The organism is Pseudomonas sp. TE9122 (assembly GCF_056278925.1).
The window spans coordinates 3,766,781-3,781,360 of the sequence record NZ_JBWBQI010000001.1; the positions used below are offsets into that span (position 1 = coordinate 3,766,781).

The following is a 14,580-nucleotide window of genomic DNA, read 5'->3' on the forward strand; positions in this document are numbered from 1 at the left end:
ACTTGCCGCCTTAACCGACCGAGAAGCCCTATGCCCCGGCGCTTATTCAAACGTTACATGCCCGACCCGACGAGCATCAGGGAACACAAATCCTTACGCTTTCTCGGCACGTTGCTGCATGACCCTAACCTCTGGCATCTCAACCGCCACTCGGTCGCCCGGGCGATGGCGGTCGGCCTGTTTGCGGCGTTCCTGCCGATCCCGGCACAGATGCTGGTAGCGGCGGCATTGGCGGTGATGGTGCGCGGCAATATGCCAATCGCGGTGAGCCTGGTCTGGCTGACCAATCCGATCACCATGCCGGCGGTGTTTTTCTGCACCTACCAGGCCGGGGCGTTCCTGATGGATGTGCCGGCGCGGCATCTGCCGGACGAGTTGACCTGGGAATGGATCAGCGGTGAGCTGTCGACATTGTGGCAGCCGTTTTTATTGGGCTCGGTGGTTGTCGGCCTGGTGCTGGGCGTCCTCGCCTATTTTCTGGTGATGCTTTACTGGCGCTGGTGGGTGGCGCGGCAATGGCGGCGGCGCAAGCAAAGTCGGCAGAAATGAATGCAAAACGGCCTCCGCGATGGGAGGCCGTTTTTTGTTTTGTCTGGTCTGGCCCATTCGCGAGCAGGCTCGCTCCCACAGAGAACATCATTCCAATGTGGGAGCGAGCCTGCTCGCGAAGAAAGCGACGCGGTCGGGATCAGGTACGCATCCCGCGCCCGCTCACCAGCAACCGCGCACAGCCGAGATACAGCACCACGGTCGCCACCAGCATGAAGGTAATGGCGATGCCGATGCGGATATCCGAGACGCCAAGGATGCCGTAGCGGAAGGCGTTGACCATGTGCAGCACCGGGTTGGCCAGCGACACGGTCTGCCAGAACGGTGGCAGCAAAGTGATCGAGTAGAACACGCCGCCCAGGTAAGTCAGCGGGGTCAGCACAAAGGTCGGAATGATCGAAATATCATCGAAGTTGCGCGCAAACACCGCGTTGATGAAGCCCAGCAGCGAGAAGATCGTCGCGGTCAGCACCACTACCAGGATGGTCACGCCGAGGTGATGCACCTGCAGATGGGTGAAGAACAGCGACAGAATCGTCACGATCAGACCCACCGCCAGACCACGCAGCACACCACCAATGGTGAAGCCGATCAGGATCGTGTGCGGTGACACCGGCGAGACCATCAGCTCTTCGATCGAGCGCTGGAACTTGCTGCCGAAGAAACTTGAGACCACGTTGCCGTAGGAGTTGGTGATCACTGACATCATGATCAGACCCGGCACGATGTACTCCATGTAGGTGAAGCCACCCATGTCGCCGATCTGTCGGCCGATCAGGTTGCCGAAGATCACGAAGTACAGAACCATGGTGATCGCCGGCGGCAGCAGCGTCTGCGGCCAGATCCGCATGAAGCGTTTGACCTCGCGGTAGACGATGGTTTGCAGGGCGACGAGGTTGGGACCGAACTCGGAACTCATACCGCCACCTTCGACAGATTTTTCTCCACCAGGGACACGAACAACTCCTCGAGGCGATTGGTTTTGTTACGCAGGCTCAGCACTTCGATGTTCTGCTGCGCCAACTGGGTGAACAACGCCGTGATGCCCATGGATTTATCGACCTGCACTTCCAGGGTGTGGCCGTCGAGCAATCGGGCCGGGTAGCCGAGCAATTGCGGCGCAACGTGCAAGTCGTGTTTCAGGTCGAGCAAAAAGGTTTCCACGTGCAACTGGCCCAGCAACTGTTTCATGCTGGTGTTTTCGACGATGGTGCCGTGGTCGATGATGCCGATATTGCGGCACAGCTGCTCGGCCTCTTCCAGATAATGCGTGGTCAGAATGATGGTGATGCCCTTCTGATTCAGCTCGGTGAGGAAGGTCCACATCGAACGGCGCAGTTCGATATCGACGCCCGCAGTCGGCTCATCGAGGATCAGCAGACGCGGTTCGTGCACCAGTGCACGGGCGATCATCAGACGCCGTTTCATGCCGCCGGACAGCGAACGCGATGGCACATCACGCTTGTCCCACAGCCCCAGCTGGGTCAGGTACTGCTCGGCGCGTTCCTTGGCGACTTTCGCCGGAATGCCGTAGTAGCCGGCCTGGGTCACGACGATGTCGAAGGTCTTTTCGAACTGGTTGAAGTTGAATTCCTGCGGCACCACGCCGATCGAGCGCTTGAGCGCCGCCGGGTTCTTGTCCAGGTCATGGCCGAAAATATTCACGGTGCCGCTGGTTTTGTTGACCAGGGTCGAGAGGATGCCGATGGTTGTGGATTTGCCGGCGCCGTTGGGGCCGAGCAAGGCGAAAAAATCACCTTCGGCGACGTCCAGATCGATACCACTCAAGGCCTGGAACCCGTTGCCGTAGGTTTTGGTTAGCTGCCGGATGGACAGAGCGGAACTCATATCGGATTTACGCACCAAGAAGGAAGGAAAGAAGTAAATAAGGGCGGGCGGCGAGGGAAACAACCGCGGCGCAAGTTCGCAATGGTGCTTGCCGCCGCCGAACAAGTACAGTCAAGTGTGTCGATAGTAATTATCAAGTCAACGCGGTCATGACCGCTTTCTGATAGGCCACACGCTGCTTCAAACGTTCATACCAGGCTTGCAGATGCGGTTGCGGGGCGCGCTCGATGGGCATTTCGAACCAGGCATAGATGAAGCTGCCCAACGGGATGTCGCCCATGCCGATGTCATTGCCGGAGAGATAAGGCTGGCTGATCAAGGCGTGGTCGGCCATGTTCAGCAGTTCATCGCATTCCTTGATCGCGGCGTTGATCGCCTTCCAGTCCTGCTTCTCGGCAGGCGTGCGCAGCACACCCCAGAACACCGTGCGAAACGGCCCGGCGAAACTGGAAGTGGTCCAGTCCATCCATTTGTCCGCCGTGGCGCGGGCTCGCGCATCCGCCGGATACCAGGCGCTGTCCGGGGCGTGTTTGGCCAGCAGATAGCGAACGATGGCGTTGGATTCCCACAGCACGAAACCGTCATCCTCGATCACCGGCACCCGGCCATTGGGGTTCATCGCGCGGTACTCGGGCGTATCGACCACACCGAACGCGCCGCCGGCATCGATGGCCTCGTAAGCCAGGCCCAACTCTTCGGCAGCCCACAAGGGCTTTCTGACGTTCGATGAATTTTTCCGTCCCCAGATCTTCAGCATGACCGCCTCTTTGCAAGTGAGTGGACGGCCAGCATACGCCGGATCAGGTGCGACTCAAATCAGTCTGCATGTCGCCCAACAGCACCGGCAGTTGCTCACTGAACAGATGCGGATAGCACTTTTGCAGGTGCTCGAAGAAGAACGTTTCCGGCACATCGGTGAACTGGCCGTGATCGAGCAGATACTCCATCAACTGCGCGCCATCACGGTTGAACGGGTGGAAAACGCTGTCGTTGACCCCGTCGAATTCCAGCGCTGCGACGTTGAACAGCTCGCACAGTTGCTGGTTGAACGCCGGCGTCGCCTTGACCCAGCGGCCGTCGAGAAACAGCTCGGTGTAGCCATGCATGGCGAACACGTCGCTTTTCAGCAACTCGAGCAGACGCGGCGTCGACAAATGATTGCGCACATCGGCCAGACCGATGCGCGCCGGGATTGCCGGGCACAACCGGCGAGCAGCGTAGCTTTCGGCACGCAATAACTCTCCCCCGCCGCCAGTGCGTAACTGCCACACAAAGTTTGCGGATCACGACTGAAGGTGTAGGGGTTGTAGCGCACCGCCTCGCGCACGGCGTAATACAGACTGATCGCCTGCTCACGCGGATCGTTACTGGCGCCGCGATGCTGCTCGGCGAACTCCACCACCGCCGGGTGGTCACTATCGATGAAGCGGCCGGGGCTCAGATACTCGTGCATGACGGCAATCTCCTGGGTAAGCCACGAGTCTAGCGACAGCCTGAGCACAGAGATAACGACGTTTCGGCCAAACCTGAAAGCAAAGCTGCGCAGCAACGAACGATTTCCCACACGTGTTGCCCACCGAACCTACGAAAACCATCCGGGGTTTCCCACGATTTCAATCACCATGCTCTGACCACCCTTGTTTGCAGATGCCGTCTAAGCTCTGGAGGGTCGATTTGCCTTGGTTCACGGAGGACTGAATATGCTGTTGTTGTGGATACTGGTTTTGATCGTCGGCGTGGCGTATCTCGCCCATCGACGCATCGCCCCGCTGCCCGCGTTGGGCATCGTTGCGGCCTATCTCGTCGCCATGGGGATTTTCAGTCACGCGCCGGGCTGGCTGCTGTTTGTCTTCTGGGTCCTGTTGGCGGTGGTCGCCGCGCCATTGTTGCTGCCTGACCTGCGCCGCAAGCACTTCACCGCGCCGCTGTTCAACTGGTTCCAGAAAACCCTGCCGCCCATGTCACAGACCGAACGCGACGCGATCGATGCTGGCACCGTATGGTGGGACGGCGAGCTGTTCAGCGGCCGTCCGGACTGGGACAAACTGCTGTCCTATCCAAAAGTGCAACTGAGCGAAGAAGAACAAGCCTTCATCGACGGCCCGACCGAAGAACTCTGCGCAATGGTCAGCGACTGGCAGATCGGCCAGTCCATGGACCTGCCGCCCGAGGCCTGGACGCACATCAAGGAACATGGCTTTTTCGCCCTGATCATTCCCAAGGAATACGGCGGCAAAGGCTTCTCGGCCTACGCTCACTCACAAGTGGCAATGAAACTGGCGACACGCAGCGGCGACCTCGCCTCCACCGTGATGGTGCCCAACTCCCTCGGCCCTGCCGAACTATTGCTGCATTACGGCACCGATGAACAACGTAATCACTACCTGCCGCGCCTGGCCCGTGGCGACGATATTCCGTGCTTCGCATTGACCGGTCCGCTGGCCGGTTCCGACGCCGGCGCGATGCCCGACACCGGGATCATCTGCAAAGGCCAGTGGGAAGGACAGGAAGTCATCGGCCTGCGCCTGAACTGGGAAAAGCGCTACATCACCCTCGGCCCGGTAGCAACTCTGCTTGGCCTGGCATTCAAGGCTTATGACCCGGATCACCTGCTCGGTGAAGAAGAAGACCTCGGCATCAGCCTGGCGCTGATCCCGACCGATACCGCAGGTGTGGAAATCGGTCGTCGTCACCTGCCGCTGGGCGCCGCGTTCATGAACGGCCCGAACTCCGGCAAGGACGTGTTCATTCCGCTGGACTACCTCATCGGTGGTGAGGAAATGCTCGGCAAAGGATGGATGATGCTGATGAACTGCCTGTCCGTCGGGCGTTCGATCTCGCTGCCAGCCGTGGGCACCGGCGCGGCCAAGTTCACCAGTCTGGTCACTGGTCAGTACGCGCAGATTCGCGAGCAATTCAATGTGCCGCTGTCCGCTTTCGAAGGTATCCAGGAAGCCATGGCGCGCATCGGCGGTAACGCGTGGATGATGGACGCCGCCCGCATGCTCACCGCCAACGCGGTGGACCTGGGTGAAAAGCCCTCGGTGCTGTCGGCGATCCTCAAATACCACCTCACCGAACGCGGCCGCGAATGCATCAGCCACGCCATGGATGTGCATGGTGGTAAAGCGATCATCATGGGGCCGAGCAACTACCTGGGCCGCAGCTGGAACGGCGCGCCGATCTTCATCACCGTCGAAGGCGCGAACATCCTGTCGCGCAACCTGATGATCTTCGGTCAGGGCGCGATCCGTTGCCATCCGTTCGTACTCAAGGAAATGGCCCTGGCCGGTCGCGAGGACAAGGATCAGGCACTCAAGGAATTCGACGGTCTGTTGCTCAAGCACATCGGTTTCGCCGTCAGCAATGCCGCCAGCACACTGGTGCTGAACCTCGGCCTTGGTCACTTTGAACATGCGCCGGGCGACAGGATCAGCCAAGGCTACTTCCGCGCGCTGAACCGTCAGGCCGCCGCATTCGCCATGCTCGCCGACTTCAGCATGATGCTCCTGGGCGGCGAACTGAAACGCCGCGAACGTCTGTCGGCACGCCTCGGCGATGTACTGAGCAACCTGTATCTGGCCTCCGCCGCGCTCAAGCGCTATCACGACCTGGATTCGCCGGCGTACATGGAGCCGCTGTTCCGCTGGGCCATGGAAGAAAGCCTCGGCCAGTCGGAGCGTGCGCTGGATGAACTGCTGAGCAACTTCCCGAACAAAGTCTTCGGCTGCCTGCTGCGGGTCATCGTCTTCCCGTTCGGGCGCCGTCACAAAGGCCCATCGGACAAACTCGGCGCCGAAGTCGCTGCGGTCATCGGTCGCGCCAAAGGCGATCCGGCCCTCGAAGAATTGCTCGCCGGCTGCTACCGCCCGCAATCGGCGGACGATGCCGTGGGCGCGCTGCAACACGCCAGCGACCTGCTCAATGCCGCGCAACCGCTGCACAAAAAACTCCACACCGCGTTGAAAAGCGGCCAGGTGAAACCGGCTGCCGGCGAACACGCCATCGATGCCGCGCTGGAAGCCGGCGTGCTGCAAGCCGTCGAAGCGCAAAGCCTGCGCGACGCCGAAGCGGCCCGCCGCAAGGTGATCGATGTCGACGATTTCGCCAAAGAAGAACTGACCCAGGCAGAGGGCAAAGTCCGCTGAACCCGGTTTATGTGAAAAAACGGCGCGAGGGCTTTATACTCCCGCGCCCGTTTTGCTCTTGAGGACTTATCTCGTGTCCAACGTCGTTGCCGATCATCTCGTGTTGCTCGACCTCCTGCGCAGTATCCTGGTCGCCGTAGGTGAGGCCGAACAAGTACCCGAAGAAAGCCATGCCCTGTTCCTCGAGCGCTTCGACGAACTGCTGGCCTCCCTGCCTATCGACCCTATCGAAAGCCAATACCTGGGCCAGGACATCCTCACCCAAGTCATCACCCGCTACCCGCAAATCGCCCACCTGATCCCACGCGACCTGCTGTGGTTCTTCGCCGGCGACTGCCTGCACTACCTCTCCGACGAAGAAATCGACCTCTACCAGGCCCTCGAAGAACGCCGCTACGAAGCCGAACAGAACGACGAACCGTTTGACTGGAACCAGGAAAAACAACTGCTGGCCATGTCGGCGCAGGACAGCAAGCACTGATATTCGAACACTACTGAAAAGGCCCGCATGGAGATTCCATGCGGGCCTTTTTTCAAGATCAAAAGCCCCTCACCCTAGCCCTCTCCCGGAGGGAGAGGGGACTGACCGCGCTGTTTGGATGAGGTACGTCGACCTGAATTACCGAGTCGAATGCAGATTACGAACAACCTACAAACCGGCCCCCTCTCCCTCGGGATAGGGCTGGGCGGGCGGCGTTCCGATGAGGGGCGAATCCAATACAAAACCCAAGCCAATTGCACGCTTTTCACCACTCAAAACAATGAGCGCAAGCTCGAGTACCGCTTTTGATCTTGATTCACAGGCGACGTCGGAAGGCTGAGCGGAGGGATTGATCCGGGCGTGGGAGCGCAGCGACCGTCTGGCGCAGCCAGACACAGCGGAAGGAGGTGCAGCGAAGCAAACCGTAGCCGCTGCGCCCGGATCGATCCCGCAGCGAAGGAACCCGAGCCTGCGAGGGCCGAACGCAGGAGCAAGCCTTTTGGGTTACCTTTTTGGCGTTTGAAAAAGGTGACCCGCCGTAAGGGCGGAACCGTAATCCGCAACACCCGCAGAAACGGATATACATCCAAAACCCCAAGAGCATGGTCGGCCCAAAGGCCGCCAAGCCCCCCCAAAAAAAACCTCAAAGCAACCCCTCACTCTCCGGCAGCTCATACGCCACAGCCGCATTGCTCCCACCGGCAGATTTCCCGGGCCTACCCAACGTCGGCTCCTTCTGCAAACACTCCACCAGATAATCAATGAACACCCGCAATTTCGGCGGCAGATACCGCGTCGGCGAATGCAGCAACCACAACCCACCATGATAAGAGGCAAGAAACGTCCAGTCCGGCAACACCTGCACAATCAACTTCTGCTCCAACGCATAACGCGCCGTGAAATACGGCAGACTGCCAATCCCGATGTGCTGCAACACCGCCCCCAAGCGCACACCCGTGTGATTGGCGGCATAGCGCCCACGCACGCCGACCGTCACCGCCTTGCTGCCCTTCTTGAATTTCCAGCGCGCATCGCTCGGTGTTTCGCCAAGATAAATACAACTGTGATTGAGCAAATCATGAGGATGCGTCGGCGTGCCATGTTCGGCCAGGTATTGCGGCGTGGCGCAAAGCAAATGATCGATGGTCAGCAACTGCCGCCCGACCAGACCGGCCGGTGGACGATCAGTGATGCGAATCGCCAGATCGACATGATCATCGATCAGATCGACCTGACGATCTTCCAGCAACAACTCCACATCAACCTTGGGATAGCGGCGCAGAAACTCCGGCATGTGCGGATGAATCACAAAACGCCCCACTGCTTTCGGCACGCTGACCCGCACCAGGCCTTCGGCTTCGTGGGTGAACTGACCGCTTATTTCCATCACCGACCTGGCCGCGCTGACCATTTCCTGGCAACGCTTGAACACCTCCTCACCGCCATCGCTCAAGCGCAGTTTGCGCGTGGTGCGTTGCAGCAAGCGCGTGGCCAACGCCTTTTCCAATCGGGAAATACTGCGACTGACCGCCGAGGGTGAGGAACCCATCTGCCGCGCCGCTTCGGAGAAGCTGCCGGTCTCGACAACCTTGACGAAAATCGCCATTTCACCCAGCAGCGGCAGCGGAAGATTGATGCTCACGACGCACAAGTCCTTTGATGTTCGAATGGATTATCACGTTATTGCACGATTCATATAATAAAAACAGAACTTCGATCAGGGCATGGAATATGACGCTTCGCCTGTTTTTTCACAGTGACGACCTCAAGGCGAATGTCGAAGTCCTCGACTGCACACCCCACGAGAACGAATTCGCCGTAGTGCTGCGCGCTACCCTGTTTCACCCGCAGGGCGGCGGTCAGCCTTGCGACACCGGCTGGATCGGTGAAAGCCGGGTGTCGCGCGTGGTACAGGAACCTGAGCGCATTGTGCATTTCGTCGACCGCCCGCTGCCGCTGGGCATGACCGTCATCCGTATCGATGAAGAGCGCCGCCGCTTCAATACGCGCATGCACTCGGCCGGGCACCTGATCGGTCATTTCATTCAGGCCATGGGCTGGATGCCGATCAAGGCGCACCACTGGCCGGACGAAGGTCGGGTGCAATTCAAGCCGGGCGATAGCGCTGAAGAAGTCGATGCGCCGACCGTGCAAACCGGTATCGAGCAGTGGATCGAACATGATCTGCCGCGTCTGACCTCGCTGCGCGAAGGCGCGCGGGAAATCAGTTTCGGTGAGCTGCCAGCCTATGGCTGCGGTGGCACCCACGTACGAAGCCTGAAGGATCTGGGCACAGTCACGATCGCGTCCCTTTCACAGAAGAAGGGCACGCTGTCCGTCCACTACAGCGTGGATTGAGCATTTCGGACGTTGCCATCGCGCAGCGTCCGACGCCGGGGAACCGCACTCGCCGGTTCCGTTGACTATCGATAGATGGACCTAAAAAAATGATGCTAGACGTCGAGCGTCTCGATGAGACGTGCATAAAAAAACTGGCCAACGAAGAAGTCCTCGCCATCCGCGTCAAACGCTTTCTGCCCGAGCCGCTGGCGATCGAAATTGGCGACAAGATCCTCGCCCCGGGCTTTGAGGGCTACATCAACGCACCGAGCATCGGCCGCATCGGCATGGCCTTTTACGAGGCGGAAAACCAGCCGCTGCTGATCGAGGATTACTTCGAACGCGCCACCCGCAACATCGACGAACTGCGTCAGCGCTGCGCGCCCTACTCCTCGCCCATCGACACTCTGCGCTGCATGCTCGACGAGTCCTGGCCTGCCGGCGCGCATCTGGAAAATCTCTACGGGCGCAAGATGTATGTCGGTTTGTCGCGGGTGGTCAAACCGGGCGTGTGCTTTCTTGCTCATCACGACATCTTCGCCAAAGACGCCCCGGACAGTTTCCAGGCGCGCAGTCTCGAGGCGCAATTTGCCTGCAACGTCTACCTGAACATGCCCGCCGAGGGTGGCGCCTTGCAGATGTGGAATGACCACATCACCCCGGATCAATTCGACGAAATGCGCGGCGACAGTTACGGCATCGAGCCGTCGCTGCTGGGGCCGCCCGCCCTCGAAGTACGACCGCAGCCCGGCGATTTCATCATGTTCAATTCGCGGCGCATGCACTCGGTAACTCCGGGCGTCGCGGATCCGCGCTTGAGCCTGTCGTTCTTTGTCGGCTATCGCGGCAATGCTTCCCCTCTGACTTTCTGGAGCTGACATGCTTTCCAATTACCTGGGCGAGTTTCTCGCATTGGCCACCATCCACTTTCTCGCCGTGGTTGCGCCCGGTCCGGACTTCGCCGTGACCATCCGCCAAAGCGTGCGCTTCGGTCGCCTCGTCGGCATCTGCACTGCGCTGGGCATCGGCGCGGGGATTTCCGTGCACGTGCTGTATACCCTGCTCGGCGTCGGCGCCCTGATGCACACCACGCCGTGGCTGCTGACTGTGGCCAAAGTGGTCGGCGGTGCGTACATCCTCTATCTGGGCGTCAGCCTGATCCGCAGCAAACCGAAAAGCAGCGTCGAAGGCGAAAAAAACGCCGATGAGCCGCTGGTTGAACAGTCACTGTTCAAGGCATTCAGCACCGGTTTTCTGACCAACGCGACCAACCCCAAGGCCACGCTGTTTTTCCTGGCCATCTTCACCACGATCATCAGCGCCAGCACACCGCTGCAGATCCAGGCGTTCTACGGATTGTGGATGTGCTTCGTCAACGCGCTGTGGTTTGTGATCGTCGCGCTGTTTTTCTCCAGCAATAAAGTGCGCCTGCTGTTCATGCGCCTTGGACACTGGTTCGAGCGCAGCATGGGCGTCATCCTGATTCTGTTTGCCGGACGCCTGATGCTGTCGATGTAACTCACACAAAAAAAGTCCCGGCATCAGCTGCCGGGACTTTTTCATTTGTGCGCCTCTTTTGCATTTCTGTGCGACAGATCAAGTTTGCGACTCCCTTTCCCAGCGCTCGCAGTGTTAGGTTTACAAAATGTTTCTGTCACAAGCGACAGAAATACTTTCCCAATCCTTTGCAAAGGAATGCCTGTTCCATGGTCTTTTCCCTGAAAAAACTGGCCGCCGCCACTCTGGTCATGGCCAGCCTCGCCACGTTTACCAGCGCCGCACAAGCCAACATCACTGCCGAGCAAAGCGCAGCGATCCTGAAATCCTTCGACGGCAAGAGCTTGACGGATTTCCGCAGCTTCCTTGGCAGCCTGGCGAAAAGCGACCTGGCCAAGACGGATAACCTCAACCCGTCCATCAGCGCCTTCCTCGACAACAAGACCCTGAACGCCGAACAGCAGAATGAAATTCACCGTCTGCTGGGCATTTATACCCGCGTGAAATATGGCAAGGCCGCGCTGGAAACCCTGCGCCAACTCGTCGAGATCCCGACCTTCCGCAAGGACGGCGTGGAGCAACACGACAACCCGGAATTCATCAAGATTGCCGGCGAGATCCAGAAACTCGCCGAATCCTTCGGTTTGAAATTCCGCAACATCGATAACCGTGTCTACGAAATCTCTCTGGATGGCAAAGGCGACGAAGTCGTTGGCATTCATGCCCACGCCGATGTGGTGCCGGTGACGCCGGAAAACTGGGTGCTGAAAGATGGCACCAAACTCGACCCGTTCAAAGTCACGCTGATTGGCGATCGCATGTACGGTCGTGGCACAGAGGATGACAAGAACGCGATCGTCGTGGCGCTGTACGCCATGAAAGTGATCAAGGACGAGAAACTGCCACTGGCGCGTAACTTCAAGCTGCTGGTCGACACCACCGAAGAAACCAGCGGCGACGCCATTCCCTATTACTTCGAGCGCAACCCGACGCCGAACTACAACATGGCGCTGGACGGCGGTTATCCGGTAGTGATCGCCGAAAAAGGTTACGGCACCGTCATGGCCAACTTTGCCAAACGCAAAGGCGAAGGCAACGGCGCGGAAATCATTTCGATGACCGGCGGCAAGGCGACCAACCAGATTCCGTCCGCTTCGGTGGTCACGCTGGTAACGGACAAGCCTGCCGAGCTCGCCGCCAGTCTGCAAAAAGCCGGCGACGCCTACGCCAAAGCCAACGGCGGCGACTTCGAAGTCGCGGCAAAGGTTGATGGCAAAGACGTCAAACTGACCGTGACGGGGGTTTCTGCGCACTCCTCCGAACCAGAGTCCGGCGTCAACCCGGTCGCGCGGATGCTGAGCTTCATCAACAGCCTGGACGGCAAAGTCGCGCTCAAGCACAACCAGTTCACCGATGCCGCACGTTATGCCGATGACAACTGGGGCCTGGATTATCTGGGCAAAAAGCTTGGCGTGGGCTTCTCCGATTCGTTCATGGGACCACTGACCACCTCGCTGACCTATGTCGGCGAGGACGACAAAGCCTTCAAACTGGCGGTGAACCTGCGGGTGCCGAAGGGTAAATCCCCGGAAAAGCTCAAGGCTGAGATCGCTGAGAAACTGGATGCCTGGAGCAAGAAGACTCATGTTGCCGTGGCGTTCGATTACTCGGTGGCTGAACCGATGTATCGCAACCCCGAGGGTGAGTGGGTCAAGGCGCTGCTTGCCGTAGCCAGCGAAAACCTCGGCATGAAGTCGGAATTCGGTACTTCCGCTGGCGCGACTTCGGTTCACGAATTGCCGAACGGCGTGCAATTCGGCCTGGCGCGACCTGAGGCCAAATACACCGGCCACACCGATGGCGAGTTCAAGACCGTCGACCAGTTCCTGCTGGATCTGCAGATCGTCACGGAAATGATGGGGCGTGTCGGGCAGTTGCCGAAGCTGTAAAGCCCTGCCTGAGCCCAGTCACCGATGACCGGGCTCAAAATGAAAAAGGACCTGTGAAAGGTCCTTTTTTATTGCCGCCACAAAACGCGCACAAACAAAAACGCCGATCATCACTGATCGGCGTTTTTGTGAAATTGGAGCGGGAAACGAGACTCGAACTCGCGACCCCGACCTTGGCAAGGTCGTGCTCTACCAACTGAGCTATTCCCGCAAATGGCGTCCCCTAGGGGACTCGAACCCCTGTTACCGCCGTGAAAGGGCGGTGTCCTAGGCCACTAGACGAAGGGGACACGCTACCCGGAACACATGGTGTGTGTTTCGGTGTCCAGATCCGCATCCGAAGATTTGGTTCTGGTTTCACTCAGCACCGCCCGAAAGCACTGCTGTTTAAAATTGGAGCGGGAAACGAGACTCGAACTCGCGACCCCGACCTTGGCAAGGTCGTGCTCTACCAACTGAGCTATTCCCGCATTGGCGTCCCCTAGGGGACTCGAACCCCTGTTACCGCCGTGAAAGGGCGGTGTCCTAGGCCACTAGACGAAGGGGACACACTACAACATTCACTCCCTGCCGCGTTTCGCTGTGTGCTTTACGCTGCAAGTGGCGCGCATTCTATGGATGGATTGAAGGGTCGTCAACCCCCTGATATAAATTTATTTAAATCAATGACTTCGACCTGGATTACGGGCCGCGTAGGGCTTTTCCGTCGTCCGAAACCTGACGCCTATATTCCGCCACTCGCCAAGACGTTATAGTCCACCGCACAGTGATGGCAATCTGCACATCAAGCGCCAGCATTCATCTATACCGCTGGCAGCCGATACAGATTGCAGCAGCCGATCAAACCCGTCGAGCGGCGCTAGGCGCCTAAATGCCCAGCCACTACACTCGCATGCGAACCCTATAAAGAGGTCTTACCGGTGACACCACTCATGATCACCCTGCTAGTCGTAGCCGGGATCGCAATTCTGATCGCCATTGGCTACATGAACCATGTGGTGGAAAACAACAAACTGGAGAAGGCCCGCACTAAAGTCGAACTCAACGACCGCCTGCGCCGCTGCGGCGAACTGACCGAAACCTTCCCCGGCCAGTTCATGACCCCGGCGCTCAAGTTGCTGCTGACCCGCCTGGAACTCAACGTCTGCCAGCGCCTGCTCAATCTGGAAAAGACCAGCGCAACCACCAAGGCCCGCATCACCGAACTGAGCGCCCTCGTTGCCCAAGGCGAATCGATCCCGGTGAACAACCCGCCCGCGCCGATCCTGACCGAAGCCAAAGCCAAAGACGTGCGCTTCCTCCTCGAAGCCCTGCACGGCCAGATCACCCGCGCCGCCCACGACGGCTTCCTGCCACCGAACGAAGCCAAACAATGGATCCGCGAGGTGCGCCACATCCTCGTGCTGCTGCACATCGAATTCTTCAACAACCTCGGCCAACAGTCCCTGCAACAAAACCAACCCGGCCAGGCCCGCCTCGCCTTCGAACGCGGCGTGCAATATCTGCGCAAACAGCAGGACCCGCAGATGTACGCGGAGCAACTGCAATACCTGGAAAAACTCCTCGCCCGAGCGAACGCCCAGGTCATGGACAAGATTGCCCCGGTGGAAGGTGAAGAAAACCAACTGACCGCCGGTTTGAAGGATGTCGAAGCCGATGCGGACTGGAAGAAAAAAGTGATTTACGACTGAGGCGGGAATGCTGGAAGAGAAGCCACCGTTATTGGTGGCTTTTTTGTGGGCGACTTGAAAGAGGTGTGAATTGAAGA

The 14,580-nt window shown here is 59.0% G+C and carries 12 protein-coding genes, 4 tRNA genes and 1 pseudogene; 8 read left to right on the plus strand and 9 right to left on the minus strand.

Annotated elements, in window-relative coordinates; translation table 11 throughout:
* Positions 1–30 precede the first annotated feature (30 nt).
* On the plus strand, positions 31–549 hold the full coding sequence (locus tag ACZ9BE_RS16920) for a DUF2062 domain-containing protein (RefSeq protein ID WP_039760200.1): 519 nt from the start codon (positions 31–33) through the stop codon (positions 547–549).
* A 139-nt stretch (positions 550–688) separates the two neighbouring features.
* On the opposite strand, the gene ACZ9BE_RS16925 is transcribed toward ACZ9BE_RS16920, so the two are convergent.
* The 4 genes and pseudogenes from ACZ9BE_RS16925 to ACZ9BE_RS16940 form a co-directional block, all read right to left on the minus strand.
* On the minus strand, positions 689–1,468 hold the full coding sequence (locus ACZ9BE_RS16925; RefSeq protein ID WP_056788203.1) for an ABC transporter permease: 780 nt from the start codon (positions 1,466–1,468) through the stop codon (positions 689–691).
* Positions 1,465–2,397 carry an ABC transporter ATP-binding protein gene (locus ACZ9BE_RS16930; protein ID WP_076563818.1) on the minus strand — a complete coding sequence of 311 codons (933 nt, stop codon included), beginning with the start codon at positions 2,395–2,397 and terminating at the stop codon, positions 1,465–1,467. The genes ACZ9BE_RS16925 and ACZ9BE_RS16930 overlap by 4 nt, the downstream gene beginning before the upstream one ends.
* Positions 2,398–2,530: 133 nt before the next feature.
* Positions 2,531–3,154, minus strand: a complete 624-nt coding sequence (locus ACZ9BE_RS16935; protein WP_056788196.1) for a glutathione S-transferase family protein — start codon at positions 3,152–3,154, stop codon at positions 2,531–2,533.
* A gap of 43 nt (positions 3,155–3,197) precedes the next feature.
* Positions 3,198–3,850 (minus strand): annotated as a pseudogene (locus ACZ9BE_RS16940) (transglutaminase-like domain-containing protein).
* Positions 3,851–4,097: 247 nt separating this feature from the next.
* Here ACZ9BE_RS16940 and ACZ9BE_RS16945 point away from each other — a divergent pair.
* Both ACZ9BE_RS16945 and ACZ9BE_RS16950 read left to right on the plus strand, forming a co-directional pair.
* The gene (locus ACZ9BE_RS16945; RefSeq protein WP_476249720.1) at positions 4,098–6,545 is read left to right on the plus strand and encodes an acyl-CoA dehydrogenase; all 2,448 of its coding nucleotides are present in this window, start codon (positions 4,098–4,100) and stop codon (positions 6,543–6,545) included.
* 73 nt (positions 6,546–6,618) lie between these two features.
* Positions 6,619–7,026: a PA2817 family protein gene (locus ACZ9BE_RS16950; protein ID WP_252882497.1), complete on the plus strand. Its 408-nt coding sequence runs from the start codon at positions 6,619–6,621 to the stop codon at positions 7,024–7,026.
* Between the two features lie 643 nt (positions 7,027–7,669).
* On the opposite strand, the gene ACZ9BE_RS16955 is transcribed toward ACZ9BE_RS16950, so the two are convergent.
* On the minus strand, positions 7,670–8,668 hold the full coding sequence (locus tag ACZ9BE_RS16955) for a LysR family transcriptional regulator (protein WP_024013940.1): 999 nt from the start codon (positions 8,666–8,668) through the stop codon (positions 7,670–7,672).
* Positions 8,669–8,757: 89 nt separating this feature from the next.
* On the opposite strand from ACZ9BE_RS16955, the gene ACZ9BE_RS16960 reads away from it, so the two are divergent.
* The 4 genes from ACZ9BE_RS16960 to ACZ9BE_RS16975 all read left to right on the plus strand — a co-directional run bounded on the left by ACZ9BE_RS16960 (position 8,758) and on the right by ACZ9BE_RS16975 (position 12,812).
* Positions 8,758–9,384, plus strand: coding sequence for an alanyl-tRNA editing protein (locus ACZ9BE_RS16960; protein ID WP_252886651.1), 627 nt, complete (start codon positions 8,758–8,760; stop codon positions 9,382–9,384).
* An 89-nt stretch (positions 9,385–9,473) separates the two neighbouring features.
* Complete coding sequence (locus ACZ9BE_RS16965; RefSeq protein ID WP_095181606.1) at positions 9,474–10,244, plus strand: 2OG-Fe(II) oxygenase; 771 nt, start codon at positions 9,474–9,476, stop codon at positions 10,242–10,244.
* Position 10,245: 1 nt separating this feature from the next.
* Positions 10,246–10,884: a LysE family translocator gene (locus ACZ9BE_RS16970; protein ID WP_042610677.1), complete on the plus strand. Its 639-nt coding sequence runs from the start codon at positions 10,246–10,248 to the stop codon at positions 10,882–10,884.
* Between the two features lie 188 nt (positions 10,885–11,072).
* The gene (locus tag ACZ9BE_RS16975; RefSeq protein WP_476249721.1) at positions 11,073–12,812 is read left to right on the plus strand and encodes a dipeptidase; all 1,740 of its coding nucleotides are present in this window, start codon (positions 11,073–11,075) and stop codon (positions 12,810–12,812) included.
* A 135-nt stretch (positions 12,813–12,947) separates the two neighbouring features.
* Here the strand turns inward: ACZ9BE_RS16975 and ACZ9BE_RS16980 are convergent.
* From ACZ9BE_RS16980 to ACZ9BE_RS16995, 4 genes are all read right to left on the minus strand, one after another.
* Positions 12,948–13,023: transfer RNA gene (locus ACZ9BE_RS16980), tRNA-Gly, on the minus strand.
* A gap of 3 nt (positions 13,024–13,026) precedes the next feature.
* Positions 13,027–13,102: transfer RNA gene (locus tag ACZ9BE_RS16985), tRNA-Glu, on the minus strand.
* 104 nt (positions 13,103–13,206) lie between these two features.
* A tRNA-Gly gene (locus ACZ9BE_RS16990) sits at positions 13,207–13,282 on the minus strand.
* Positions 13,283–13,284: 2 nt separating this feature from the next.
* Positions 13,285–13,360: transfer RNA gene (locus tag ACZ9BE_RS16995), tRNA-Glu, on the minus strand.
* A gap of 384 nt (positions 13,361–13,744) precedes the next feature.
* Here ACZ9BE_RS16995 and ACZ9BE_RS17000 point away from each other — a divergent pair.
* Complete coding sequence (locus tag ACZ9BE_RS17000; protein WP_039764159.1) at positions 13,745–14,503, plus strand: hypothetical protein; 759 nt, start codon at positions 13,745–13,747, stop codon at positions 14,501–14,503.
* The last annotated feature ends 77 nt before the right edge of the window (positions 14,504–14,580 follow it).

Excerpts from the sequence above, each read along its gene's own strand:
- ACZ9BE_RS16920 (WP_039760200.1), top strand. The coding sequence starts at position 31 with ATGCCCCGGCGCTTATTCAAACGTTACATGCCCGACCCGACGAGCATC.
- ACZ9BE_RS16925 (WP_056788203.1), bottom strand. The coding sequence starts at position 1,468 with ATGAGTTCCGAGTTCGGTCCCAACCTCGTCGCCCTGCAAACCATCGTC.
- ACZ9BE_RS16930 (WP_076563818.1), bottom strand. The coding sequence starts at position 2,397 with ATGAGTTCCGCTCTGTCCATCCGGCAGCTAACCAAAACCTACGGCAAC.
- ACZ9BE_RS16935 (WP_056788196.1), bottom strand. The coding sequence starts at position 3,154 with ATGCTGAAGATCTGGGGACGGAAAAATTCATCGAACGTCAGAAAGCCC.
- ACZ9BE_RS16945 (WP_476249720.1), top strand. The coding sequence starts at position 4,098 with ATGCTGTTGTTGTGGATACTGGTTTTGATCGTCGGCGTGGCGTATCTC.
- ACZ9BE_RS16960 (WP_252886651.1), top strand. The coding sequence starts at position 8,758 with ATGACGCTTCGCCTGTTTTTTCACAGTGACGACCTCAAGGCGAATGTC.
- ACZ9BE_RS16965 (WP_095181606.1), top strand. The coding sequence starts at position 9,474 with ATGATGCTAGACGTCGAGCGTCTCGATGAGACGTGCATAAAAAAACTG.
- ACZ9BE_RS16970 (WP_042610677.1), top strand. The coding sequence starts at position 10,246 with ATGCTTTCCAATTACCTGGGCGAGTTTCTCGCATTGGCCACCATCCAC.
- ACZ9BE_RS16975 (WP_476249721.1), top strand. The coding sequence starts at position 11,073 with ATGGTCTTTTCCCTGAAAAAACTGGCCGCCGCCACTCTGGTCATGGCC.
- ACZ9BE_RS17000 (WP_039764159.1), top strand. The coding sequence starts at position 13,745 with ATGATCACCCTGCTAGTCGTAGCCGGGATCGCAATTCTGATCGCCATT.